The sequence below is a fragment of the Nocardia sp. NPDC004718 genome (genome assembly GCF_053601535.1).
On sequence record NZ_JBSGCA010000007.1, the window covers coordinates 174784 to 198991 of the forward strand.

A 24208-nucleotide genomic window follows, 5' to 3' on the forward strand; every position below is an offset into this window, starting at 1 on the left:
GCGGTAACAGCAGCCGGGGAGACGGGGAGGGAGGACGCGATGCGGCCCGGTCTTCCGGACGGGCACAGTGGTGCACCGGAACACGACGGTTCGCTCGGCAATAGCCGACGCACCGCGCTCACTTGCGCCGCCGTCCTTGCCGTAGCGGATCTACTAGGCGTCGACGCCGCCTCGGTGTCGACCAACTCACCCTTTACCGATCTCGGCCTCGGTTCCACTCAGCTCGCGAGGCTGACCGCCCACCTCGAGGACGCCATGGGAGTCGAAGTTCCGCTCACCGCGATCTACGACCATCCGGACATCGAACAGCTTGTCGAGTATCTCGCGATGCGATGAGCAGCGCGGCTACTGATTCCGTCGGCTCGCATCCACCCGTCTCCATCATCGGCATCGGCTGCCGACTGCCCGGGGCGGCGAGCGTCGCCGAGTTCTGGCAGCTGTTGCTCGAGGGCCGGGACGCCACGTCCGCCCCGCCCGCCGGGCGGCTGGGCTCGCGGCGCGGCGGGTACCTCGCGGATGTCGAGTCCTTCGACAACGACTGGTTCACCATCTCCGACCGCGAGGCCGCGCTGATGGATCCGCAGCAGCGGCTCGCGCTGGAAGTCGCGGTCGAGGCGCTCGACGACGCCGGGATCGGCTATCGCACGCGGGGTTCCGGCGCGGCCGTCGTCTTCGGCGCGTCGGGGTATGACCACGGCATCGCGGTGCTCGGCCGGGCGGGTCACGACGCGCCCTACGCGGTGACCGGGTCGGCGCTCAGCATCATCGCCAACCGGTTGTCGTACGTGCTCGACCTGCACGGGCCGAGTCTGGTACTCGACAGCGCATGCTCGTCCTCGCTCGCCGCGGTCGACCTCGCGGTCCGGCTGCTCGCCGACGGCGCCGTCCCGTTCGCCATCGTGGGCGGCGTCAATCTCGTCTTGCTGGAACACACCTCGAACTACCTGGCCGAGGGCGGCTTCCTGTCGCCCGGCGGACGCTCGACGCCGTTCGACGTCGCCGCGGACGGTTACACCCGCGGCGACGGCTGCGCCGTGGTGATTCTGCAGCGCAGCGCGGACGCGGTACGCGAGGGCAACCGGGTGTACGCGGAGATCGTCGGAACCGCCGTCGGATCGGACGGGCGCTCCAACGGCCTGTACGCGCCGAACGGCCGCGCACAGCAGGAGACGTTGCGGGCCGCGTGGTCGCGAGCCGGGCGCCCGCCCAGCAGCGCGGGGTACATCGAATGCCACGGCACCGGAACGCCTTTGGGTGACGCGGTGGAGGTCGGCGCGCTCGCCGCCGCGCTCGGTGACGGCACGGACGACCCGATCTGGATCGGTTCGGTGAAGTCCAACATCGGGCATCTGGAGGCCGCCGCCGGAATCACCGGGATGGTGAAGACCGCGCTGTCCATCCACCACGGGGTGATCGCCCCGACGATCAACGTGCACACCGAGCATCCGCTGCTGCACTTGGCCGAACGCGGCCTGCGCGTGCCCACCGAGCCGGTGGACTGGAGCCGGGTGGACGCGACGGAACGCGTGGCGGGCATCAGCTCGTTCGGATTCGGCGGCACGATCGCGCATCTCGTGCTCCGCGGCGCCACGCGAGCGCGACCCGAACACGATGCGCACTTCCCGATACTGCTGCCGCTCACCGCACGTGACGAGGAGGAACTGCGCGACCGCGCGCTGCGGCTGGCCGATGAATTCGACCGAACAGGGCCCTCCTTGCCCGAATCGGTCGCAGCGGCGGCGCGAGCGGTGCCGGAGCCGACCCGGGCCGCGATCCTCGCGCACGATCACGCCGACGCGGTGCACCGGTTGCGCACGCTCGGCCACGGCGACACCGACGCGGCGCTGGGCCCCGTGGCGAACCGCCGCCGTGGCGGGCTGTTGTTCCTGTTCTCCGGGCAAGGCGGCCAGCATCCGAAGATGGGCCGTGCGCTGGCGGCGCGATATCCGGTCTTCGCCGCCGCACTCGCCGAGGCGACCGACGCGATCGTGACGGCGGGCGGGCCGCGGGTCTGGACGCCGCGTCACGGTTTCACCTCCGCGGGTGCGGCGCAGGCCACCGATCTGGTGCAGCCCGCGTTGTTCGCCTTCCAGGTGGCGCTGGTGAAATTGCTGGCGGCATGGGGAATCCGCCCTGATGCGGTGGCCGGCCACAGTCTCGGCGAGATCGCGGCGGCGGCGGTGAGCGGCGCGCTGACCCTCGCGGACGCGGCGCGCGTGGTGGTGCTGCGCAGCGCGACGCTGGCGCATCTGGACGGGCGCGGCGCGATGGCAGTGCTGGAGGCGGCCCCGGGGGAGGCGGCCAAACTCGTGGAGCCGATGCGATCGGAAGTGGCCGTCGCCGCGATCAACGGCCCGAGGTCGGTAGTCGTGTCCGGCACCCCGCGCTATATCGACACGCTGGTGCGGCGGGCCACGCGCCGCAATATGTTCGCGCGCAGGCTCGCGGTCGACTTCGCCGCGCACAGCCCGCAGGTCACCACCGTGCTCGCGCCTTTCGTCGCGGCGTTGACCGAGATCACGCCCCTGACGCCGCGCCTGCCGGTGTATTCGACGGCGCGGCGCGGCGCGAAAATCACCACCGCCGCCATGGACCGCGACTACTGGACGGAGAATGCCGCGGGCACGGTGGAATTGGCGGCCGCGCTCGAGCGCGCGGCCGAAGACGGCATCGCCACCGTGGTGGAGATCGGCCCGCAGCCGGTGCTGCTCGCGGCGGTGCGGGAGTACCCGGACTTCCGCGACGGCACGCATGCGGTGGCGCTGCGTGATGACGAGGCGAGCGGCTTCCTCACCGGCGTGGCCGGGCTGTACCTGGAGGGGCGGCCGGTCGACTGGTCCGCGCTCGGCCCCTTCGGCACTCCCGTACCGCGGCAGTGGCGCAAGCGGAAATTCCCGCTCCTGCTGGCCGGACCCGCGAGCGCGCACGTCCCCGAATCCGCCTTCGCCGCCGAGGATCTGACCCATCACGTGGTACAGGGCGACAACATCGTGCCCGCCGTCTTCTGGCTGCGGCGGCTGCTGCGGCTCGCCGAGGACACGACGGGGGCGGCCGCGCTGGCCGACTTCGCCGTACACGAGAGGACCGATCCCAGCGCCCTGCCCGCGGTCGTCTATCGCGGGCCGGGAGCGGAGGAAAGCGTACGGGCGGAGGTCACGGGCACCGGAACGCTGGCTTCGGCCCGGCCCGCCGGTGACCCCACACCCGCGGATATCGTCGCATGGATGCGGGTGGTCGACGCAAACCGGGCCGCAAGACATCACATGCGCGTCATCACCACCGGCGTCTTCTACCAGGAATTGCGCCGCAGACGGCTGGAGTACGGTCCGCGATTCCGCACGCTGCGCGGCATCGCCGCGGGCACCGGACGGGCGCTGGGCCTGTTCGACGCCGCCGAATTGCATCGCACCGCGACGCTGGACGGCTGCCTGCACGTGCTCGCCGCGGCGGTGTTCGACGAATTGCCCGGTACGTCGATTCCACTGCCCATCGGCATCGACTCGGCCTGGCTGTCAAATGAACCGAATCGCCACGTGCTCGAGGTGCACGCGCTGGTCCGCGAGCGCGCCGACACCGGATTGGTCGGCGACGTCATCGCGACCGACCAGCACGGGGTGCCCTGTCTCGCCTTCTCCGGTGTGCACATTCGCTATGCCGACTCCACCGACGAGGAGGGGCTCGGCACCCTTCGCACGGCGCCCGCCGAACACGAAACGCGAAACGCGCCCTTCCGTCAGGAGACCTGGGAGTCGCGCGATCCCGGTTCACTCGGGCTCGATGACGCACCCGCGACCCTCGTGCGGCGCGCGGTGGTGGTCGGCGCCTCCGACCTCGCTGTCCGACTCGCTCGCGCGCTGGACGCCGAGCTGCCCACCGAACGGATCGCGCGAGAACCGGACGACGCGAGCTCACTCGTCAGCGCGGTACTGGCCGGGCGCAGCGGTGACCACGCCGTAGTGGCCGTCTGGCCCACCGGTTTCGGCGTGAGCGCGGGCAAGAGCGCCGCGGCGGCCGGTCGTGTCCTCGAACTGCTGCAACTGATCTCCGCTCACGACGCCACCGCGTCCGTGACGGTGATACTGCCGCACGAGGATTCGGGCCGCCCACGCCCGCGGCCCGATGAGCCCGCCGTGGCGGCCTCGGTCGTCCCCGCGGCGATCGCCGGACTGGTGCGCTCGCTGCAACTGGAGACGGGTCGTACGGTGCGCCTGGTCTGGGCCGACCCCGATCCCAGGAACCTCCCGCTGCTCACCCGCCTGGTGGCGACCACCGACAGCGCCGTTCCCGACGAGCTGCGCCTGTCGGCGGGCGAGACCACGGTGCGTCGCTTCACGCCCGCGCGACCACGCGCCGTGCCTGCCGTCGGCGTCGACGCGAACGGAACATACGTCGTCACCGGCGGACTGGGCACGCTCGGCTCGGTCGCCGTGCGCTGGTTGCTCGACGCGGGCGCGCGCGACGTGGTGGTGCTGACCAGGGCGCCTCGCCCGGTGCCCGCGCTGCTCGACGGCTTGGAGGACCGCATCGTCGTGGTGCGCTGCGACGCCGCCGACCGGGATGACCTGGCCAACGCGCTCAGCGACATCCGGGCCTCCGACTCGATGATCCGCGGTGTCGTGCACGCGGCGGGCGTGCTTGAGGACGCCGGGTTCGACGCGATCACCGCGGGCCAGCTGACCAGGACGTTCCTCCCCAAATCCACCGCGGCGGGCAATCTGATCGAGCTCACCGCCACCGACGCCACCGACTTCGTATTGCTGTTCTCCTCGGCTACCGGCGCCCTCGGTGCACCGGGGCAGGCCGCGTACGCTGCCGCCAACGCCGCGATGGACGCACTCGCGCAGCGTGATCCGGGCAGACGGATCCTGAGCATCGGCTGGGGGCTGTGGGATTCCGGCCTCACCGCGGCGGCAGGCGGCGCGAGCCATTTGCGTCGGGCGGGCATCGGCGCGTTCGACTTGCCGGGCGGAAGCGCCGTACTGTCCCGGGTCCTGCGCTACGACGGCCCATACCTCCTGGCGCTGGAGCACACGCCGACGACCGACACCTCCCCGATCGCGATCCGTTTGACGAATCTGCTCGTGCCCGACGGCCGTCCCGGCCCCGCGCCCGCCCGCGCCGAGGCGAGTGAGCGCACGCCCGAGCCCGCCGAACCGCTGACCACGACCATCCGCCGCGTCCTGGCGAGCACGCTCGATCTGCCCGCCGAGCACATCGACGCCGGGGCCGACTTCAACGAACTCGGACTCAGTTCGTTGCTCGCGATCGAGATGCGCCGAAACCTGGAAGCCCGGCTGCGCGTCCGAATCGCGACCGCGGAGTTGTTCAAGCACCCCACTATCACCGCCCTCGGCGCCGCCCTGCTGGATCGGGTCGCCGCGAACACCGGAGAGACCTCGTGAGCCGCGTCGACCACGCGGCGGGGAATGGTCTCGCGACTTCGGTGGCCGCGTGGGCCGCCACCCGCCCGGACGAGCCCGCCTTCACCGAGCTGCGGTTCCGCGTCCAGGAACGCAAGCCCGTCACGCTGACCTACGCGCGCCTGCATGCCGCGGCGGGCGCGCTGGCCGCACGACTGCGGCAGGAAAGCGCCCCCGGCAATCGCGTGGGCATCCTCTGCGCCCACGGCATCGACTACGCGGTGGCGTTTCTCGCCTGCCTGTACAGCAATCGGGTCGCGGTGCCGCTGTTCCCGGCCGCGGGCGCACGCAACCGCGAACGCCTGCACGCCGTCCTGGCCGATGCCAGGCCCTCGCTCAGCCTGCTCTCCGCTCACGACGAGATCACCGCGCCGATCTTGGGCACCGCATTGGGCCGAGTACTCACCTTGCCCGCGAATCCGGCTGTGCCGGAATGGGGTTCAGCCGAGGGAATCAGGTCCGGCGCGCCTACCGCGATGGCGTCGGCGAGCGTGGCCGACCCGACGGCACGCCGCGCGGGATCATTCGAGACACGCTTCGTCGCACCCGGCGTTCGTCCCGCCACGCCGTCGGCCGCACCGGTGATCGATCCGGTGTGCGACGAGCTGGCCTATTTGCAGTACACCTCCGGATCGACGAAGTCTCCCGCGGGCGTCCGGGTCACGCACGACAATCTCGCCACGGCGTTGACGCAACTCGGGCACGCCGTGTCGGTCGCGGACGATCGGCCCGTCGTGACCTGGCTGCCGTTCTTCCACGACATGGGTCTGATCCTCGGCCTTTCGCTGCCACTCTTCCTGGGCGTGCACGGCATCACGCTGGCGCCTGCCGAGTTCGTGAAGCGCCCCGTCCGCTGGCTGCGCGCGATCGCCGACTACCGCGCCGGTACCACGGGGTGTCCCAATTTCGGCTTGAAACTCGCGGTGTCGGGCACCACCCTCGCCGAGCGCGCCGGGCTGGACCTGTCCGGACTCGAGATCGTGCTCAACGGCTCGGAGCCGGTCCGCGCCGACGCCTTGCAGGAGTTCACCGAAACCTTCGCCCCTTACGGTTTTCGCCATCACGCGCACACTCCCGGCTTCGGCTTGGCCGAGGCCACCCTGACGGTCACCGTCTGCGACCAGCGCGAGAACCCGGTATGGCACCGTTTCGACCGCGCCGCACTGTCCGAAGGCCGCGCGGTCGCGCTGTCCGAGGATGCGGCGGGATCCGTGGACGGTGTGCCGCTGGTCGGGTGCGGCGCACCCGCTGGACAACAGCTGCGGATCGTCGATCCGGTGCTCGGAACCGTGCTGCCCACTGGACGCGTCGGCGAGATCTGGGTGGCCGGAGACAATGTGTGCGACGGATATTTCGGGAGACCGGATGCCACGGCGGAGATATTCGGCGCCGCGGTGCCGGGAAGCACTGCGGGCTGGCTGCGCACCGGCGACCTCGGCTTCCAGTACGAGGGCCAGCTCTACATCGCGGGCCGCCGCAAGGACGTCATCGTGGTCGACGGACGCAATCACTATCCCGCCGACATCGAGGCGACGGTGCAGGCATGCGCACCCGAGGTCAGGCCGGGTCACGTGACGGCGTTCGGGCACGACGACGGGCTGCGCGAAGACCTGGTCGTTGCCGCCGAACTCGGCACGGTCGAGGGACGCGAGCCGATCGAACTCTTCGCCCTGGCCCGGCGCATCCGCACCGCGGTCGCGTCCACCCACGAGGTGATGCCCGGTGCGGTACTGCTCCTCGAGCCGGGACGAATCCCCAAGACCAGCAGCGGAAAGCTCCGCCGCGGCGAGTGCAGGGCACGCTATCTGGCGGGTCACCTCAGCCCGGTGGCCATGATCTGATCAGCGGTCGCCGGCTTTCGTTCAGTGCTCTTCTCGGCCCATGAGACGGTCGGTCTCGCGACGCTCACGCTTGGTGGGCCGCCCGGCACCGCGGTCACGGCGGGGCATGCTCGCCAGGATTTCGCGCGGGGGAGGAGGCGGACTGCGATCGATCAAGCACTGCGCGGCGATCGGAGCGCCGACGCGCTTGGTGACGATCCGCTCCACGATGACAATGCGTTCGATACCGCCCGCGCGGACGCGGACCTCGTCACCGGGACGCACGGGCTGTGCGGGCTTGACTGTCGCGCCGTTCACCCGGACGTGCCCGCCACGACATGCCTCCGCAGCGGCGGATCTGGTCTTGAACAGACGCACCGCCCAGGTCCACGAATCAACGCGGGCCTGGGTGGCGGTGTTCTGGATGCCGGATTCGGCGCGGGCCACTCGTCAGACGATACGGCGTGCGGTGACCACCATGTCGGGGCGCAGCGGCGTGTAGGACACCGGCGTACCCGTCTGCACAGCGTTCAGGAGCTTGTTGTCGCCCGCGTAGATGCCAGCGTGACCGCCGCCGTTGGTGATGACGATGTCACCCGGCTTCAGCTCGTTGTAAGCGACCGGAGCGCCGACGTGCGACTGCTCGAAGCTGGTGCGGGGAAGTTCGATGCCCGCCTGACGGTACGCCCACTGGACGAGACCGGAGCAGTCGAAGGAGCGGGGACCCGCCGCGCCCCAGGAGTACTGGGCGCCGACCTTGGTCCTGGCGGCGTCGAGGGCGATGTCACCCGGGGAGTTGCTCTGCTGCTGGCCGAACAGGCCCGGCAGCATGGGCGCGAAATTGGGAGCCTGAGGGGCGACTTCTTGCGGCGCCTGGGCAGGGGCGGAGGGAACGGTCGCGAGCGCCTGCTGGATCTGCTGATTGAGCTGCTGGACCGGCTGTTCCCATTCCTGCGGAACATCGAAATTGCCGACACCGGGAACATTGATGGTCGCGGCCATGGCCGGAATCGCGGGCATGGCGCCGGTCGCGGCCACCGCACCCATGACAATCGCACCCTTGACGGAATTCGGAACCCGAGAATCCCGTTGCAAGCTGTGTTTACCCACCGAGCTACGTCTCCGATCTTGCTGCTCTCCCGCCGACCGGGTTAGCTGACGGGCTCGGGCCGGGAGAGCGGCCCTACCTCGCGACCTGAATCGGCCTCGAGGATTCACCCCAGACGAACCTGTGGGTCCCCGGTACGACAGCCGAGACCGGTTGGCCCCGTCAGCCGTTAAGGCGGTAACTAGTGGCGCCGTTTCTCTTACGAAGCGACTGGTTCCACTAAGTCACGAAGAGATTACGGTGCCGACGCGATGTTGTCCACCCCACAGAGCTGCTCCTTTTCAATCACGACAGGAGCCCACCTGGATCGGCGGAAAATGGCCGCCCAAGCGAAGGTCACGGACTGATCTCGCCGAGCGGCGCGAGGTCACCGAAGGACAACGCCGATCCATCCGACCACTCGGGTTCAGGGGCGCGTTCCGTGCACCGCGCGCTCGAGCTCGTCGATCCTGCGGCGCGCCTCGGCCAGCTCGACCTCGAGCTTGCCGAGCGCCATGACCAGCGGGCCGACCGCGAGATCGGCGACCAGCTGAGGATCGTCGTAGCCCCGCTCGATCGCGACGAGGATGTTGGACCGGATGCGCTGGGCCACCGTGGCGCCCGCCGGTACGTTCCAGGACCCGACTACCTCGGCGAGGCCGGCGAGAGGTGGTTCGTCGGACATGCCCCTCCCTTCCCGCGCTGCCGTGCCGCGCGACCGTTCTGGCGAACCGCAACCAGCCTAGAGAGCCGGCGGCGAGAGCAATAGTGCAATACGAAACGCTAAGGCTTTCTAGAACACGCCATAGATGTGCCCAGATTATCCGGACGAAACGCGCTACGGTGTCGGGGCATGGACCCCGTGCGGAATCCGTATGCCCCTGGGGCGGGACAGCGCCCGCCCGAATTGGCCGGGCGCGACAAGCAACTCACAGCTTTCGACATCGTGCTCGAACGTGTCGCGCGCGGCAGGCCGGAACGCAGCGTCATGCTCACCGGCTTGCGCGGCGTCGGAAAGACGGTGTTGCTCAACCAGCTTCGCTCGGCCGCCATCTCGCGCGGCTGGGGCACCGGCAAGATCGAGGCGCGCCCGGACCAGGAATTGCGCCGCCCGCTGTCCTCGGCGCTGCACATGGCGGCGCGGGCGATCGCGACGGCGCACCGCAATCCGGAACGGGTGGACGACTTCCTCGGCATCCTCAAGGCTTTCGCGCTGCGGTCCACCGCGGACAAGGGCATGCGGGAGCGCTGGCAGCCCGGCATCGACGTGCCCGCGGTGAGCGGCCGGGCCGACTCCGGCGACATCGAGATCGATCTGGTGGAGCTGCTGGTCGAGGCGGCTGCGCTGGCCGGTGACATCGGCGTCGGCATCGCGATCTTCATCGACGAGATGCAGGATCTGGGACCCGCCGACATCTCCGCGATCTGCGGCGCGTGCCACGAACTGAGCCAGGACGCCGCACCGCTGATCGTGGTCGGTGCGGGCCTGCCGCACCTGCCCGCGGTGCTGTCCGCCTCGAAGAGCTACTCGGAGCGACTATTCAGCTATCACCGTATCGACCGCCTGGACCGGGAATCCGCCGACCAAGCGCTGATCGCGCCCGCCCAGCGCGAGGATGTGAAATTCACCGACGAGGCATTGGACTCGTTGTACAGTAAGGCCGATGGCTACCCGTATTTCGTGCAGGCGTACGGCAAGGCCGCATGGGATCAGGCGCCGGAGAGCCCGATCACGGCCGAAGATGTGGAGGTGGCATCGCCCGCCGCCGAGGAAGAGTTGGCGGTCGGATTCTTCGGTTCCCGTTACGAGCGGGCTACCCCTGCGGAGCGGGAATACATGCGCGCCATGGCCGACCTGTCCGGCGACGACGGCCCGGTGGCGACCGCGGCGGTGGCCAACGAACTCGGCCGCAAACCGGCTTCCCTCTCGCCCGCCCGGGACGGCCTGATCAAGAAAGGTCTCATCTATTCCGCCGAGCGCGGCACGATCGGATTCACGGTGCCGCACTTCGGCCGCTATCTGCGCTCGGTCTGAGCGGCCGCCTGCCCCGCGCAGCGATTGATTGCCAACTATTCGCCTGTCTTTCAAGATCAATAGATATTCGTAGATTTATCTCGACCAGCAGGCCTACCGATGGGTAACAAACCCTCCTACACTCGAATGTGATCCTGATCACGTCCGAGGGAGGACACCATGGCGACAGCCGCGAAAGTCGACGCCACCGAAGAACAGGCCCGCGCACTGGTCGAGGAATCCCGCGAAACGAGCTGGGCCAAGCCGTCCTTCGCCAAGGAAATGTTCCTGGGGCGGTTCCGGCTCGACCTGATCCACCCGTATCCGGAGCCCAGCCCCGAGGACGCCGAGCGGACCGAGGCGTTCCTGTCCCGGCTGCGGACGCTGTGCGAGTCCATCGACGGATCGGTGATCGAAGCGGAGAGCCGGATCCCGGACGAGTACGTCAAGGGCCTGGCCGAACTCGGATGCTTCGGCTTGAAGATCCCACAATCGTTCGGCGGCCAGGGACTTTCCCAGTTCGGCTACAACCGAGCGTTGATGCTGGTCGGTTCGGCGCACCCGAGCCTCGGCGTGCTGCTGTCCGCACATCAGTCGATCGGGGTGCCCGAACCGCTGAAGCTGGCGGGCACCGACGAGCAGAAGGCCGAGTTCCTGCCCCGCTGCGCGGCCGGGGCGGTCAGCGCGTTCCTGCTCACCGAGCCCGACGTCGGCTCCGATCCGGCCAGGATGGCCAGTACCGCGACGCCGACCGAGGACGGCGAGGCCTACCTGCTCAACGGCGTGAAGCTGTGGACGACCAACGGCGTGGTCGCCGAGTTGCTGGTGGTGATGGCACGCGTGCCCAAGAGCGAGGGGCACCGCGGTGGCATCTCGGCGTTCGTGGTCGAAGCCGACTCACCGGGCATCACCGTCGAGCGGCGCAACTCGTTCATGGGCTTGCGCGGCATCGAGAACGGCTTGACCCGGATGCACGACGTCCGGGTGCCAAAGCGCAACCTGATCGGCCGGGAGGGCGACGGCCTCAAGATCGCGCTCACCACCCTGAACGCGGGCAGGCTCGCCATCCCCGCGTTGTGCACCGCCGCCGCCAAGTGGTCGCTGAAGATCGCGCGGGAGTGGAGCACTCAGCGGGTGCAGTGGGGCAGGCCGGTCGGCGAGCACGCGGCCGTCGGTCAGAAGATCGCGTTCATCGCGGCGACGACGTTCGCGCTGGAAGCGGCGCTCGATCTGTCGGCCACCATGTCCGACGAGGGCCGCAACGACATCCGGATCGAAGCGGCGCTGGCCAAGCTGTGGGCCAGTGAGATGAGCTGCCGGATCGCCGACGAACTCGTGCAGATCCGCGGCGGCCGCGGCTACGAGACGGCCGCCTCGCTCGCCGCGCGGGGCGAGCGGGCCGTCCCCGCCGAGCAGCTGGTGCGCGATCTGCGGATCAACCGCATCTTCGAAGGCTCCAGCGAGATCATGCGGTTGCTGATCGCCAGGGAGATGGCCGACGCGCACATGGCGGCCGCCGGCGCTCTGGTCGACCGCAAGGCCGAGTTCAAGGACAAGGCGAAGGCCGCGGTCGGCGCGACTGGTTTCTACGCCAAGTGGTTCCCGCAGCTCGCGGTCGGCGCGGGGACGGTACCCGCGGCGTATACCGAGTTCGGCGTGCTGGCCCGGCATCTGCGATTCGTCGAGCGCAGTGCGCGCAAGCAGGCCAGGTCCCTGATGTACGCGATGGGCCGGTGGCAGGCGGGCCTGGAGTACCGGCAGAACTTCCTCGGCCGGATCGTCGACATCGGCGCCGAGCTGTTCGCGATGTCGGCGGCCTGCGTGCGAGCCCACGCGTTGCGCGCCGCCGACGCGCCGGAGGGCAAGGCGGCCGAAGAACTGGCGGACACCTTCTGCAGGCAGTCGCGGCTGCGCGTGCGCGAGTTGTTCGACGCGCTGTGGGACAACACCGACGACGACGACCGCACCCTCACCCGCGGCGTGCTCGACGGCCGCTACGAATGGCTGGAGGGCGGCGTGCTCGACCCGAGCGAGGGAACCGGCCCGTGGATCGCGGAGTGGCAGATGGGTCCGTCCACCGAGGAGAACCTCCTGCATCCATTCCTGCCGTCCACGCGTCCCCGCGCCGAAGCCTGAGCGGTAGCGGACCCGCCGCACGCCCACCCGAGCGTGCGGCGGGCGGTCGCTCGCGAACTATTCGCCATTATCGGAATTCCCCTAGAGAACGGCAGATTTTGCTCGCGAGCGTGCCGCACATAGCGATCAGGGCAATCTAAAGCTATCTAGTTTTCTCACTACTATTTCGTAGATTTTTCTGTGCGGGCGGAGCCCAGCTGCTCGATCGACCGGCAGCCTCGGTTGGACAACGTGTGCGTAACGGCAGGTGTAGGGGGTTAACGGGGCGGAAATCCAGTGCGACATCTGGGCAAGAGGCGCCGAACATGCGCCGCGCCCACAGGAGGGTGCCATGTCCACGACCATCGCCCGCCGCACCGCCGATCACGACGGCCACCACGTCACAGTGCCGGCCGAAGACGGCGTTCCTCTCGCGGTCCGCGTCTTCGGCGCCGACGACGCCCTCGCGACCGTAGTCTTCGTGCACGGCCACTGCCTGCGCACCGAATCCTGGACCTACCTGCGCGAGCACCTCCTGCGGCAGTGGGGAGACGACACCAGGATGGTGTTCTACGACCATCGCGGCCATGGCGAATCCGGGGTGGCGCATCCGTCGACCTACACCATCGAACAGCTCGGGCAGGACCTGGACACCGTGTTGCGGACGGTCGCGCCGACGGGTCCGGTGATCCTGGTCGGCCACTCGATGGGCGCGATGGTCGTGCTCGCCTACGCCCGGCTCTACCCGCAAGCCATCGGCACGCGGATCGCAGGTGTCGGGTTGCTCGCGGCCGCTGCCGCCGGGATCACTGAGGTGGGGCTGGCGCGCCTGTTGAACCGGCGGGCAGTGAACTCGCTGCAAGCCGCCGTCACGCACGCCCCGAGGGTGATGCAGGCGTCGAGGCGCCTGACCCGCCGCCTGTTCACGCCGATCCTGCGCGAGGCCGAATTCGGCACGCGGAAGGTGAACCCGCGGATCGCCGCGCTGGCCACGGCCATGCTGAACGACACGCCGCTACTGACCATGGCCGGATTCCTGCACTCGCTGATCACCTTCGACGAGACGGCGACTCTGCACCGGCTCGGCGCGATCCCCACGCTGGTGCTGGCGGGCTCGGCGGACCTCATCTTCCCGTTCGCGCACTCGGTGGCACTGGCCTCCCAGCTCGGCGGTTCAGAACTGGTCCGGCTCGAAGGCGCCGGGCACAGCGTGCTGCTCGAGCGGGCCGAAGAAGTCGCGCTGTCCATCGCCGGACTCGCCGAGCGCGCGTTCGCCGCGGCACCATCGGGTGCCGGGTACGCCGCAGCGGGCTGAGCTCGGCAATCGAGAGGCAACCATCGGATTTCGACCTCGCGCGAGCCAGGATCGGATTCTTTCGGTACTGTGTTGTAGATCACGTTGTGTGGTGGGTCACACGGCTCGGTACAGCGCGGCGCAAGGCAAACGGGCAACCGCGCATCACGGCACCGAGTTCGCATGTCCGCCAGGGAATTCAGGAGGTATCGATGACTCGCAGCGAATTCGCGGAACTACGCTACGCGGTCGGCCAACTCCGGCAATCCATCGGCGTACTCCGCACCCAGTACGGCGACGCCAGCACGGTGCTGCGGTTGGAGAACGACCTCGAGCGCCTCGCCATCGACGCCGACGAACTCGAGCAGTCACCGCCGCCCGAGGTGCGGCGGACCGCCCAGGACGTCATCTATGTGCCGGACAGCAAGTCCGACGAGGCCGCTTGGATGGGCGCACAGGACGAGGGGCTCGGCTTCCACTCCCGTCCGCGGACGAAGTAGTTCCGGGGTGGGCGGCGCGAGCCGCCCATCGCGGCACTCCCTGCCCGATACCCGCCGTGGCGGCCGCACCCGTGCGACCGGTCTGCGCGCGGTCCCGGCAACCTGGCGCACGGCGACACCGTGATCGCACCGCGCGCGATGGCCGTCTGAGCCGTGTCGGTCCCCCGCACGACCCAGTTCGTGCAGCGACCCGCCATGGTGCGCAAGCTGCTCACCCCGCCCGGATACCGAGCGCGATGAAGGTGCTCACCTTGCCCCGCGCGACGATCGAGTCGTTCTCCCGCGCACCGGCGCCCAGACTTCCACTCGTGTCGGTTCCCGCACCGGGCGTTCGCTCACCACGGCGGGCACACCACCGAGGCCGACACCCGGCGCGGCCGCGCGGCGCGTGGAGCTGCCTGCACGGCGACCCGGTCGCACCCTGGCGTTGCCGCGTGCATCCGAGCAGGTCAACTGGTTGATTCCGATCGGATATGGCCGACGATCAATGTCTTCACACGACGGTTGAAGAGGCAATTCCGGCATCCGGTTTTTGCCTGCTCGAATCTTGTTTCGCGGAAGGTGACTTCGAAAAGTCCGGTTGGCCCGGAACCCGCGTAGACGAGCATGAGGCGTGCCTGATGTGGCGCAAATCATATGGTTGACGGCGGGGCATGTTTGTCGAGACCCCGTTCGATCAATAGCGCACGTGTCGTATGGTGCTCAGCATCACATTCGATTGCGGAGGTAACGATGACCACCCGCACACAAGATCAGCGAGGCATCCGCCTGTGAGTGCCGCACCGACCGCCGCCCCCGAAGCGGGCACCGGCGTATTCAGCAGAACAAGGGCCCGAATCTCGGATCGCACGTTGCGCACCGACCGATGGTGGATCCCCCCACTCGTCACGGTGCTCGGGCTAGCCGCGTTCGTCATCTACGCGACGATCAGATCGTATGTGCGCACGGCATATTGGGTCCCGGACTATCACTATCTGACCCCGTTCTATTCACCGTGCCTGAGCACTTCCTGCGTCGAGGGCTCCAGCCATTTCGGCACCCCTTTCGGGGATCTGCCCGCGATCCTGCCGCTGGGCTTCGTGGTGCTGCCCTTCCTGCTCGGTTTCCGCCTGACCTGCTACTACTACCGCAAGGCCTACTACCGGGCGGTGTGGTTCTCCCCGCCCGCCTGCGCTGTGGCCGAGCCGCACGCCAAGTACACCGGTGAGACCAGGCTGCCGCTGATCATCCAGAACGCGCATCGCTACTTCTTCTATGTGGCCCTGGTGGTTTCGGTGATCAACACCTACGACGCCATCGTCGCCTTCCACGGCAAGACCGGCGGCTTCGGTTTCGGCCTCGGCAATATCGTGCTGCTGGTCAACGTGATCCTGCTGTGGGCCTACACGCTGTCGTGCCACTCGTGCAGGCACATCGCGGGTGGACGGCTCAAGAACTTCTCCGCGCATCCGGTGCGCTACTGGTTCTGGACTCAGGTCTCCAAGCTGAACACCCGGCACATGGCGCTGGCCTGGACCACTCTCGGCACGCTCGTGCTGACCGACTTCTACGTCATGTTGGTTGCCAGCCAAACGATTTCGGACCTGCGGTTCATCGACTGACCGCCTCATCGAGGAGTTTCTCTGCATGGCAGAAGTGGAACGGCACAAGTACGACGTCGTCGTGATCGGAGCGGGCGGCGCCGGATTGCGGGCGGTCATCGAAGCCAGGGAGCACGGCCTGTCCGTCGCGGTGGTGTGCAAGTCGCTGTTCGGCAAAGCGCACACCGTGATGGCCGAAGGCGGCTGCGCGGCGTCGATGGGCAACGCGAACGAGAAGGACAATTGGCAGGTCCATTTCCGGGACACGATGCGCGGCGGCAAGTTCCTGAACAACTGGCGCATGGCCGAATTGCACGCTCAGGAAGCGCCCGATCGAGTGTGGGAACTGGAGACCTACGGGGCGCTGTTCGACCGGACGGCGGACGGCCGCATCAGCCAGCGCAATTTCGGCGGCCACACCTACCCGCGGCTCGCGCATGTCGGCGACCGGACCGGCCTCGAGATCATCCGCACCATGCAGCAGAAAATCGTGTCGCTGCAACAGGAGGATTTCGCGGAGACCGGTGACTACGAGAAGCGCATCAAAGTCTTCGCCGAATGCACCATCACCGAATTGCTCAAGGACGGCGACCGCATCTCCGGCGCGTTCGGTTACTGGCGCGAATCCGGCCGCTTCATCCTGTTCGAGACCCCCGCTGTGGTCCTGGCGACCGGCGGCATCGGCAAGTCGTACAAGGTGACCTCGAACTCCTGGGAGTACACCGGCGACGGGCACGCGCTGGCGCTGCGCGCGGGCGCGACGCTGATCAACATGGAGTTCCTGCAGTTCCACCCCACCGGCATGGTCTGGCCGCCCAGCGTGAAGGGCATCCTGGTCACCGAGGGCGTGCGCGGCGACGGCGGGGTGCTGAAGAACACCGAGGGCAAGCGGTTCATGTTCGACTACATTCCGCCGGTCTTCAAGGGGCAGTACGCCGAGACCGAGGAAGAGGCCGACCAGTGGCTGCGCGACAACGACTCCGCTCGCCGCACACCGGACCTGCTGCCGCGTGACGAGGTCGCGCGCGCCATCAACGAGGAGGTCAAGGCCGGGCGCGGCACCGAGCACGGCGGCGTCTATCTCGATATCGCTTCCCGGATGCCCGCCGAGGAGATCGTGCGACGACTGCCTTCGATGCACCATCAGTTCAAAGAGCTGGCGGATGTCGACATCACGAAGGAGCCGATGGAGGTCGGGCCGACCTGTCACTACGTGATGGGCGGAGTCGAGGTCGATCCGGACACCGGTGCGGCCACGGTGCCCGGTCTGTTCGCCGCGGGTGAGTGTTCCGGCGGCATGCACGGGTCCAACCGCCTCGGTGGCAACTCGCTGTCCGACCTGCTGGTGTTCGGCCGCCGGGCCGGGCTCGGGGCCGCGGCCTATGTGGAACAGCTCGGCGAGCGGCCCTCGGTCGCGGACGACGATGTCACGAACGCCGCGAAGGCCGCCGTGGCGCCGTTCGATCCGCCCGCCGACGGCAAAGGCGAGAACCCCTACACCTTGCACACCGATTTGCAGCAGACGATGAACGACCTGGTCGGCATCATCCGCAAGGAACACGAGGTGCGCGAGGCGATCGACAAACTCGGCGAGTTGCGTGCCCGGTTCCGCCAGGTGACCGTCGAGGGCCACCGCCAGTTCAACCCCGGCTGGCATCTCGCGCTCGACCTGCAGAACATGCTGCTGGTCAGCGAATGCGTGGCGCACGCGGCGCTGCTGCGGACCGAGAGCCGCGGCGGGCACACCCGGGACGACCACCCGTCGATGGACCCCGACTGGCGGAACAAACTGCTGGTCTGCGCGGTGGATCCGGGCACGGCCGGCGACCCGATCCCCGGCGTCACCGTGACGCGCAAGGATCAGATCCCGATGCGATCGGACCTGCTCGCCCTCTTCGATCTCGGCGAGCTCGAGAAGTACTACACCCCGGATGAACTCGCCGGGCACCCGGCCGCGGCCGGGCAATCGACGGAGCGAGAGGCGTAACGATGGGTTACGACGCCAAATTCCGCGTATGGCGCGGCGATCTCGACGGCGGAGAACTGCAGGATTTCACCGTGCTGGTGAACGAGGGCGAGGTCGTACTCGACATCATCCACCGGCTACAGGCCACCCAGGCGCCCGATTTGGCCGTGCGCTGGAACTGCAAGGCGGGCAAGTGCGGTTCCTGTTCGGCCGAAGTGAACGGGCGGCCGCGCCTGCTGTGCATGACCCGGATGTCCACCTTCACCCAGGACGAAGTGATCACGGTGACGCCGATGCGCACCTTCCCCGTGATCAAGGACCTCGTGACGGACGTGTCGTTCAATTACGAAAAGGCGCGGGAGATACCGTCTTTCACGCCCCCCGCCGATCTCAAACCGGGCGAGTACCGGATGAAGCAGGTCGACGTCGAACGTTCGCAGGAATTCCGCAAGTGCATCGAGTGCTTCCTGTGCCAGAACACCTGTCACGTGGTGCGTGACCACGAAGAGAACAAGAAAGCGTTCGCCGGGCCGCGCTATTTGATGCGGATCAGTGAATTGGAGATGCATCCGCTGGATGTGGGCGACCGCACCGAACTCGCCCAGGACGAGCAAGGGCTCGGTCTGTGCAACATCACCAAATGCTGTACCGAGGTCTGCCCCGAGCACATCAAGATCACCGACAACGCGTTGATCCCGATGAAGGAACGGGTAGCCGACCGCAAGTACGACCCGTTGGTCTGGCTGGGCAACAAGCTGTTCCGCCGATAGGACGCCGGACAACCGGCCGGGGCGATCCCCGGCCGGTCGGCGCACCCTTACAACATGGTCACGACGCCGAGGGCCACGACCCACACCAGCAGGCCGACGAACAGCGCCGACAGCAGCGAGCTGGTTAGGACGAAGACTCCGACCGCCGACACCGCGAACAACAGCGCGACGATCAGCCATTCCACCCAATCGTCCGGCCGCAATTTCCGGTACCGGGGATGGGAACTCTTGAGCCCTCGGTCCACGGATGATGGATTACCCGTGTTCCGTCTCGACAAACGTCTTTTCGTTGCCGAAAATGTGTCATTCCGTGATCTACAAAGGCGGCCGTGCCTTATCGCGGCCGGTCGAACTCTCCGTCCTGCACACCGGCGGTGAAGGCGGCCCACTCCGCGGGCGTGAAGATCAGCACCGGCCCCTCGGGATCGTTCCCGTTGCGCATCCCCACGTGTCCGTCGGCGAGCAGCGCCACTTCGACGCTGTCGTTGCCCGCCCCTTCCCCGGCCCTCCGCCACGTGGCGCCGGACAGGTCGATGTTCGTGTTGCCTTGAATGCTCACGAGACTCCTTCGCTATCTGCCGTGGGAGACGTGTGTACGGACCGAGAACCCAGCACCACCGCTGGCGCACTCACGCGCGCCCGATAGTACCGCCGCCGATCGGCGCTGTCGGGCGAACAACCCACGAAAAACGGGCCGGTACTCCGGTCGGCCATGTGATTCGCCGCCGGCGCTCAGCGGCGGCGTGGTGCGGGCTCCGCCCACGCATGAATGGCCGCGACGACCACCCGGCCGGACGGGCGAAACCTGTTCCGTGGCGGCACAATCCAAGACCGAATCGCGCCGACCGACGCCGTCGGGGACGGCAACGCGATCGTCGACCCCGTGCGGCAGACCGAGACGTTGAGCCGGAACAACTCCGCGAACAGGCGCGTATCGTTTTCCGGCAGGTCCGGCGCGATCAGGAAGGTCCATCGATTCGAGCGCGGGTGCGCCAGGATCGGGCCCAGCCGCACGCGCTTGCTCTGCATGTGCGCCTTGACCGCCTGGCCCAGACTGCTCGGCATGGTCAACGCCCACACCGACCCGGCGCGCATCACGATCCGGCCGAGTTCGGGCGGATCCACAACGGCGGGCAGATCGCATTCCCGCCGGTAGAACAGGCATCTGGCTCGTGGTGTATCCCCAAGTGGCTTCTGCTCCACTGACAACCCCCTGCAGTTGTGTGGTTCGACGATGAGGTGCGCGCCATACGGAACGCCTCCGGCTGCCGCTCGCGTACCGATGAGAATGCGGCGATGGCCGAGTGTGGCGCGACTACCTCTAGTTTCGCTTTTCTCCGGCCGGAACCGACTGATAAAGAATGGGCAAAACTGCGGAAAAGTGAACGCGCCGAGGGGCTGCTGTGAACTCAGTGCCAGGTGTGATCGGTCAGCGGGGTGCGGGGGCCGAACTTCGGCTTGTAGAAGTGGCCGCTGATTTCCAGCAGGCGGATCGCTCGATAACGGTGCGGGCGCAGCGGCTCCAGGTATTCGACCATCGCATCGTCATCCATGGGACGGCCGAGCAGAGTCCAGCCGACCGCGGCGGACAGGTGATAATCGCCGACCGACAGCGCGTCCGCGTCGCCGAAAGCCCGCTGCGCGATCTCCGCGGCCGTCCATACCCCGATACCGGGGACACTGCACAACATTCGTGCCGCCTCGACCGGATCGACCAGGGCCGCCCGCTCCAGCGATTCGGCGATCCGAGCCGCGCGCACGATGGTCTGCGCGCGTTGCGGTCCGACATTGGCCCGGTGGTAGACCCAGGAGGGAAGCCGCCGCCACGTGTCCGCGTCCGGCGGCAGCCGCATTCCCTCCGGTGCGGGACCGGGCGCCGGTTCGCCGTACTGCCGCACCAATTTCCGCCACGACGCCCACGCGGAGACGGTATGCACCTTCTGCTCCAGCACCGACGGCACCAGGGCCTCGAAGACCAAGCCCGTGCGCAGCATGCGCAGCCCGGGAAAACGGCGATGGGCGTCGACGAGTTTCGGATGATCCGGGAGAAACGCCGAGACATCCTCGTCCAGGCAGAGCATGTGCTCGAGACCCACGAGGAATTCCGCCGCGCCCGGCCCCCAGGCGCGGGCCTGCACAGTGCGCGGATCGGACTGGGCCATGCGGTAGGTGACCGGCCCGGTCGGCAGACGGGAGGCGTGCCAGTGCGCGCCGTCGCCGGTCACCCGGTGGCACGGATCGCCGGTGCCGCGACCGAGGGGAGCGAGCGTGCACGCCAGATCGATAGGCCGATCCGTGGTCACGGTCCGGCTGGCTCCCGGCTCGACCGTCAGGCTGCGCACCCGAGACATTCTGCCCGGTGCGGCGCGCGGCGCCCGCGTCCCCCTCCACCGGGACACTCGGATTATTATCTGAGCCACACCTAAAGCCTTTCATACCTATCGCGCATGATTATGGTTTCGCAATCAGATGTAACGGCATGAGATTCACGGCGATATTGTTTTCGTTCGGCAAATGTCTGGCAGTAGCAATGACGGAGGTTCTTCGATGATCACCAATCTGCTCAACTGGCTGCTCAACGCCTGGGGTGGAGTTTCCGCGGGCAGCTCGGGCTACCAGATTCCGCCGGGCACCCTGCCGTTCGGCAGCTGAACCGCGCGGCGCCCGCCCGGCCTGTCCCGCGGGCGCCCGAAAATCACTCGCCCAGAAGGAATTGCGCGATATGCCGCGCCTGGCGCCCAGCGAGGGACGCGGCCTGAGTGCGGCAGGAAAAGCCATCGGCGAGGAGGATCGCGTCGTCTCCCGCGGCGCGCAGCGCGGGAAGCATGCCGTTCTCGGCCACCGCGACCGAAATGTCGTAATGGCCCGACTGCATTCCGAAATTTCCCGCCAGACCGCAGCACCCGGTGATTTCCGTCACCGTCACGCCCATACTGGCCAATAAATGGCGATCGGCATCGAATCCGAGAATCGCGTGCTGGTGACAATGCGGTTGAACCACCACCGATCGGCCGGTGCGCTGCGGCGGGCGCCAGGTGGGCTGATCGGCGAGGAATTCGGCCAAGGTGCGCACCGCGGCGGCGGTCGGGGCGGATCTGGGATCGTCCGGCAACAATTCCGTGAGGTCCGCGCGCAGAACCGCGGTGCAGGACGGTTCCAGTCCCACGACCACGCCACCCGCCTCCACGTGCTCCTGCAACGCGGTCAAGGTGGCCCGCAACCGAGCGCGGGCACCGTCGAGCTGACCGGTGCTGATCCAGGTGAGTCCGCAGCAGACGCGGTGCTCGGGGATCCGGACGCGGTAGCCCAAAGCGGCCAGCAGCCGCGCCGCGGCCAAGGCGATCTCCGGGTCGAACACGTCGGTGAAGGTATCGATCCACAGCATCACCTCGCCGGAGACACCGCTTTCGGCCCGCACCTCGGGCGCGTAGGCGGACTCGGCCAGGCGCGCGCCTTCGTCCAGATCGCGCCAGATGCGGCGGAAGGTACGCGCGGCCAGGCGCGGCACCTCACGACGCGGGTCGATGCCCGCCGCCCGCAGGCCGGCTCGACGCAGCGCGGTACGGCCCGCCAGCGCGTTGACGACACGCGGCATCCGGCTCGCAACGGACAGCCATCGAGGCAACCAGCCCAGCGAATAGTGATCGATCGGCCGGAGCCGGTGGCGGTAGCGGCGATGCAGCGTCTCCGACTTGTAGGTGGCCATGTCCACGCCCGCCGGGCAGTCCGACCGGCACGCCCGGCAGGACAGGCACAGATCGAGCGACTCGGCGACGGCCGCCGACGACCAGGGCAGCGCGCCGCGCACCACCTCTTGCAGCACCCTCGCCCGCCCGCGTGTGCTGTCCTTCTCGTCCCGGGTGGCCTGGTAGGACGGGCACATGAAACCGCCGTCGGCCCGGCATTTGCCGACGCCGACGCAGCGGTGCACCGCGACGCTCATATCGCCGTCGTCTTCTCCGAACGGGTAACCGTTCGACGTGCCGACGTCACCGAGTCCGGCCAGCCGCAGGTCGGCATCGATCGGACGCGGCGCGACGAGCACGCCCGGATTCAAGATGTCGCCGGGGTCGAACAAGGCCTTGTATCCGGCGAAGACATCGAGCACCGCGGGGGAGTACATCGCCGAGAGCAACTCGGAGCGAGCCCGGCCGTCGCCGTGCTCGCCGGACAGCGAACCGCCGTGCCGGACGACCAGCTCCGCCGCGTCGAAGAGAAAGGCACGGAAGCGGTGCGGCGCGTCGGCGATCGGAAGATCGAGGCGGACGTGGATGCAGCCGTCGCCGATGTGCCCGTACAGCAGCCCGTCGACACCGTGCTCGCGCGTCAGCGCGGCGAAATCGCGGAGGTAGGCGCCGAGCCGTTCCGGTGGGACGGCCGCGTCCTCCCAGCCCGGCCAGGCCGGCTGCCCGTCCGGCGTGCGACCGGCCAGCCCCGCGCCGTCGGCCCTGATCCGCCACAGCTGCGCGGCGGTACCGGGATCGGTGACGATCCTGCTGTCCATCGCGCCCGCCGTCCGGCACAGCCGCTGTGCGACGGCCAGCGCGTCGGCCTGCGTCGCGCCCGCGGTCTCCACGAACAGCCAACCGCCACCGCGCGGCAGGTCGGGCACCCTTCCCCGATGCGCCCGGACCACGTCGACCAGCCGCGCGTCGATGCCCTCGACCGCGATCGGCGCGCAGGCCAGCACGGCGGCCACATCGTCGGCCGCGGTGGCGATGTCCGGGTAGCCGAGCACCGTGAGCACGGTGGCCGCGGGCAGCTCGACCAGCTCGACGGTCGCGTCCAGCAGCAGACCGCAGGTGCCCTCGCTGCCGACGAACGCCTTCGCCGCCGACGCGCCGCGCTCGGGCAGCAGATGCTCCAAACCGTATCCGGACGCCTGGCGGTCGAAGCGCCCGAGATCGGTACGCAGCACCGCGAGGTTTGCCCGGCTGAATTCCGCGAGACCCGGCACCGCGGACAGGTCGGCGGCCAGTGTGCGTTCGGTGCAGGTGCCGTCCAGGATGCGCAGTTCGCGCACCGTATCGGAGGTGCGGCCCCACGCGACGGCACGCGGTCCGCACGCGTTGTTGCCGATCATGCCGCCGAGCGTGCAGCGATTCTGTGTCGAAGGATCCGGTCCGAAGCGCAGGCCGTGCGGACGCGCCGCGCGCTGCAACTCCGACAGCACCACGCCCGGCTGCACGGTGGCCACGCGCGCGGCCGCATCGATCGCCACGATCCGGTTCATATACCTGCTGAAGTCGAGCACCAGCCCAGGACCGATCGCATTGCCCGCCACCGACGTCCCCGCGCCACGCGCGGTCACCGGCAGGCCCTCGGCTCGGGCGAACTCCAAGGTGACCGCGACGTCCTCGTCGGTCCGCGGAAAGACGACCGCCGCCGGGAGAACCCGATAGTTCGACGCGTCCGAGGAATACTCCGCCCGCCGCCGCTCGGAGGCGTCGACCTCACCCGCGATCCTGCCGCGCAGCGCCGCCATACGGTTCACGGTGTTGATTTTTCCAGCGCCTGCGGCGCTGGGGGTTCGCGGGCTGTGTTGTTTGGCCACGCCTTCGGCGCGGCGTGTTCGCGGCCCTCTTGTGGCTCGCGTTTGCGCGACCGCCGCTTGCTCCTTCGTCGCCTACGCGGCGGCCGCG

The 24208-nt window shown here is 68.5% G+C and carries 18 protein-coding genes and 1 riboswitch; of the genes, 10 read left to right on the top strand and 8 right to left on the bottom strand.

All coding sequences use genetic code 11. The features are described 5' to 3' along the window. Nucleotides 1–39: 39 nt before the first annotated feature. From ACWEH3_RS08195 to ACWEH3_RS08205, 3 genes are read left to right on the top strand one after another with little or no spacing between them, the layout of a single operon-like run. On the top strand, nucleotides 40–336 hold the full coding sequence (locus ACWEH3_RS08195; RefSeq protein ID WP_051021465.1) for an acyl carrier protein: 297 nt from the start codon (nucleotides 40–42) through the stop codon (nucleotides 334–336). Then, nucleotides 333–5402 (top strand): SDR family NAD(P)-dependent oxidoreductase, encoded by a 5070-nt coding sequence (locus ACWEH3_RS08200; RefSeq protein WP_450019118.1) that lies wholly within the window; start codon nucleotides 333–335, stop codon nucleotides 5400–5402. Before ACWEH3_RS08195 ends, ACWEH3_RS08200 begins: the two co-directional genes overlap by 4 nt. After that, entirely contained in the window at nucleotides 5399–7261 is a 1863-nt protein-coding gene (locus tag ACWEH3_RS08205; RefSeq protein ID WP_450019120.1) for a fatty acyl-AMP ligase, read from the top strand. The genes ACWEH3_RS08200 and ACWEH3_RS08205 overlap by 4 nt, the downstream gene beginning before the upstream one ends. Before the next feature lie 21 nt (nucleotides 7262–7282). Here ACWEH3_RS08205 and ACWEH3_RS08210 read toward each other — a convergent pair whose 3' ends face one another. The 3 genes from ACWEH3_RS08210 to ACWEH3_RS08220 form a co-directional block, all read right to left on the bottom strand. Further along, the gene (locus tag ACWEH3_RS08210; RefSeq protein WP_450019122.1) at nucleotides 7283–7687 is read right to left on the bottom strand and encodes an RNA-binding S4 domain-containing protein; all 405 of its coding nucleotides are present in this window, start codon (nucleotides 7685–7687) and stop codon (nucleotides 7283–7285) included. Nucleotides 7688–7690: 3 nt separating this feature from the next. After that, a complete protein-coding gene (locus ACWEH3_RS08215) occupies nucleotides 7691–8287 on the bottom strand; it encodes a C40 family peptidase (protein WP_450019124.1) in 597 nt (198 codons plus the stop codon). An 82-nt stretch (nucleotides 8288–8369) separates the two neighbouring features. Beyond that, nucleotides 8370–8534, bottom strand: a riboswitch (cyclic di-AMP (ydaO/yuaA leader). Between the two features lie 220 nt (nucleotides 8535–8754). Next, entirely contained in the window at nucleotides 8755–9012 is a 258-nt protein-coding gene (locus ACWEH3_RS08220; RefSeq protein WP_355071090.1) for a hypothetical protein, read from the bottom strand. A 168-nt stretch (nucleotides 9013–9180) separates the two neighbouring features. Here ACWEH3_RS08220 and ACWEH3_RS08225 point away from each other — a divergent pair, with 168 nt between their 5' ends. The 7 genes from ACWEH3_RS08225 (at nucleotide 9181) to ACWEH3_RS08255 (ending at nucleotide 18566) form a co-directional block, all read left to right on the top strand. Further along, a complete protein-coding gene (locus ACWEH3_RS08225; RefSeq protein WP_355071089.1) occupies nucleotides 9181–10362 on the top strand; it encodes an ATP-binding protein in 1182 nt (393 codons plus the stop codon). 159 nt (nucleotides 10363–10521) lie between these two features. Then, nucleotides 10522–12477, top strand: a complete 1956-nt coding sequence (locus ACWEH3_RS08230; protein ID WP_450019126.1) for an acyl-CoA dehydrogenase family protein — start codon at nucleotides 10522–10524, stop codon at nucleotides 12475–12477. Between the two features lie 331 nt (nucleotides 12478–12808). Beyond that, nucleotides 12809–13771, top strand: coding sequence for an alpha/beta fold hydrolase (locus ACWEH3_RS08235; RefSeq protein WP_450019128.1), 963 nt, complete (start codon nucleotides 12809–12811; stop codon nucleotides 13769–13771). Between the two features lie 191 nt (nucleotides 13772–13962). Beyond that, nucleotides 13963–14250, top strand: a complete 288-nt coding sequence (locus tag ACWEH3_RS08240) for a hypothetical protein (protein WP_450019130.1) — start codon at nucleotides 13963–13965, stop codon at nucleotides 14248–14250. 770 nt (nucleotides 14251–15020) lie between these two features. Continuing rightward, nucleotides 15021–15851, top strand: coding sequence for a hypothetical protein (locus tag ACWEH3_RS08245; RefSeq protein WP_450019132.1), 831 nt, complete (start codon nucleotides 15021–15023; stop codon nucleotides 15849–15851). 25 nt (nucleotides 15852–15876) lie between these two features. After that, nucleotides 15877–17817 carry a fumarate reductase/succinate dehydrogenase flavoprotein subunit gene (locus ACWEH3_RS08250; RefSeq protein ID WP_450019133.1) on the top strand — a complete coding sequence of 647 codons (1941 nt, stop codon included), beginning with the start codon at nucleotides 15877–15879 and terminating at the stop codon, nucleotides 17815–17817. Between the two features lie 2 nt (nucleotides 17818–17819). Continuing rightward, entirely contained in the window at nucleotides 17820–18566 is a 747-nt protein-coding gene (locus ACWEH3_RS08255) for a succinate dehydrogenase/fumarate reductase iron-sulfur subunit (RefSeq protein WP_357888224.1), read from the top strand. A 47-nt stretch (nucleotides 18567–18613) separates the two neighbouring features. Here ACWEH3_RS08255 and ACWEH3_RS08260 read toward each other — a convergent pair whose 3' ends face one another. From ACWEH3_RS08260 to ACWEH3_RS08280, 5 genes are all read right to left on the bottom strand, one after another. Continuing rightward, the gene (locus ACWEH3_RS08260; RefSeq protein WP_450019134.1) at nucleotides 18614–18811 is read right to left on the bottom strand and encodes a hypothetical protein; all 198 of its coding nucleotides are present in this window, start codon (nucleotides 18809–18811) and stop codon (nucleotides 18614–18616) included. Between the two features lie 89 nt (nucleotides 18812–18900). Then, on the bottom strand, nucleotides 18901–19125 hold the full coding sequence (locus tag ACWEH3_RS08265) for a DUF397 domain-containing protein (RefSeq protein ID WP_355071076.1): 225 nt from the start codon (nucleotides 19123–19125) through the stop codon (nucleotides 18901–18903). Between the two features lie 173 nt (nucleotides 19126–19298). Next, a complete protein-coding gene (locus ACWEH3_RS08270) occupies nucleotides 19299–19769 on the bottom strand; it encodes a DNA-directed RNA polymerase subunit beta (protein WP_450019135.1) in 471 nt (156 codons plus the stop codon). Nucleotides 19770–19975: 206 nt separating this feature from the next. Continuing rightward, nucleotides 19976–20917 (bottom strand): DNA-3-methyladenine glycosylase family protein, encoded by a 942-nt coding sequence (locus ACWEH3_RS08275; RefSeq protein ID WP_450019139.1) that lies wholly within the window; start codon nucleotides 20915–20917, stop codon nucleotides 19976–19978. A gap of 344 nt (nucleotides 20918–21261) precedes the next feature. Beyond that, nucleotides 21262–24051 carry an FAD-binding and (Fe-S)-binding domain-containing protein gene (locus ACWEH3_RS08280; RefSeq protein ID WP_450019141.1) on the bottom strand — a complete coding sequence of 930 codons (2790 nt, stop codon included), beginning with the start codon at nucleotides 24049–24051 and terminating at the stop codon, nucleotides 21262–21264. Between the last annotated feature and the right edge of the window lie 157 nt (nucleotides 24052–24208).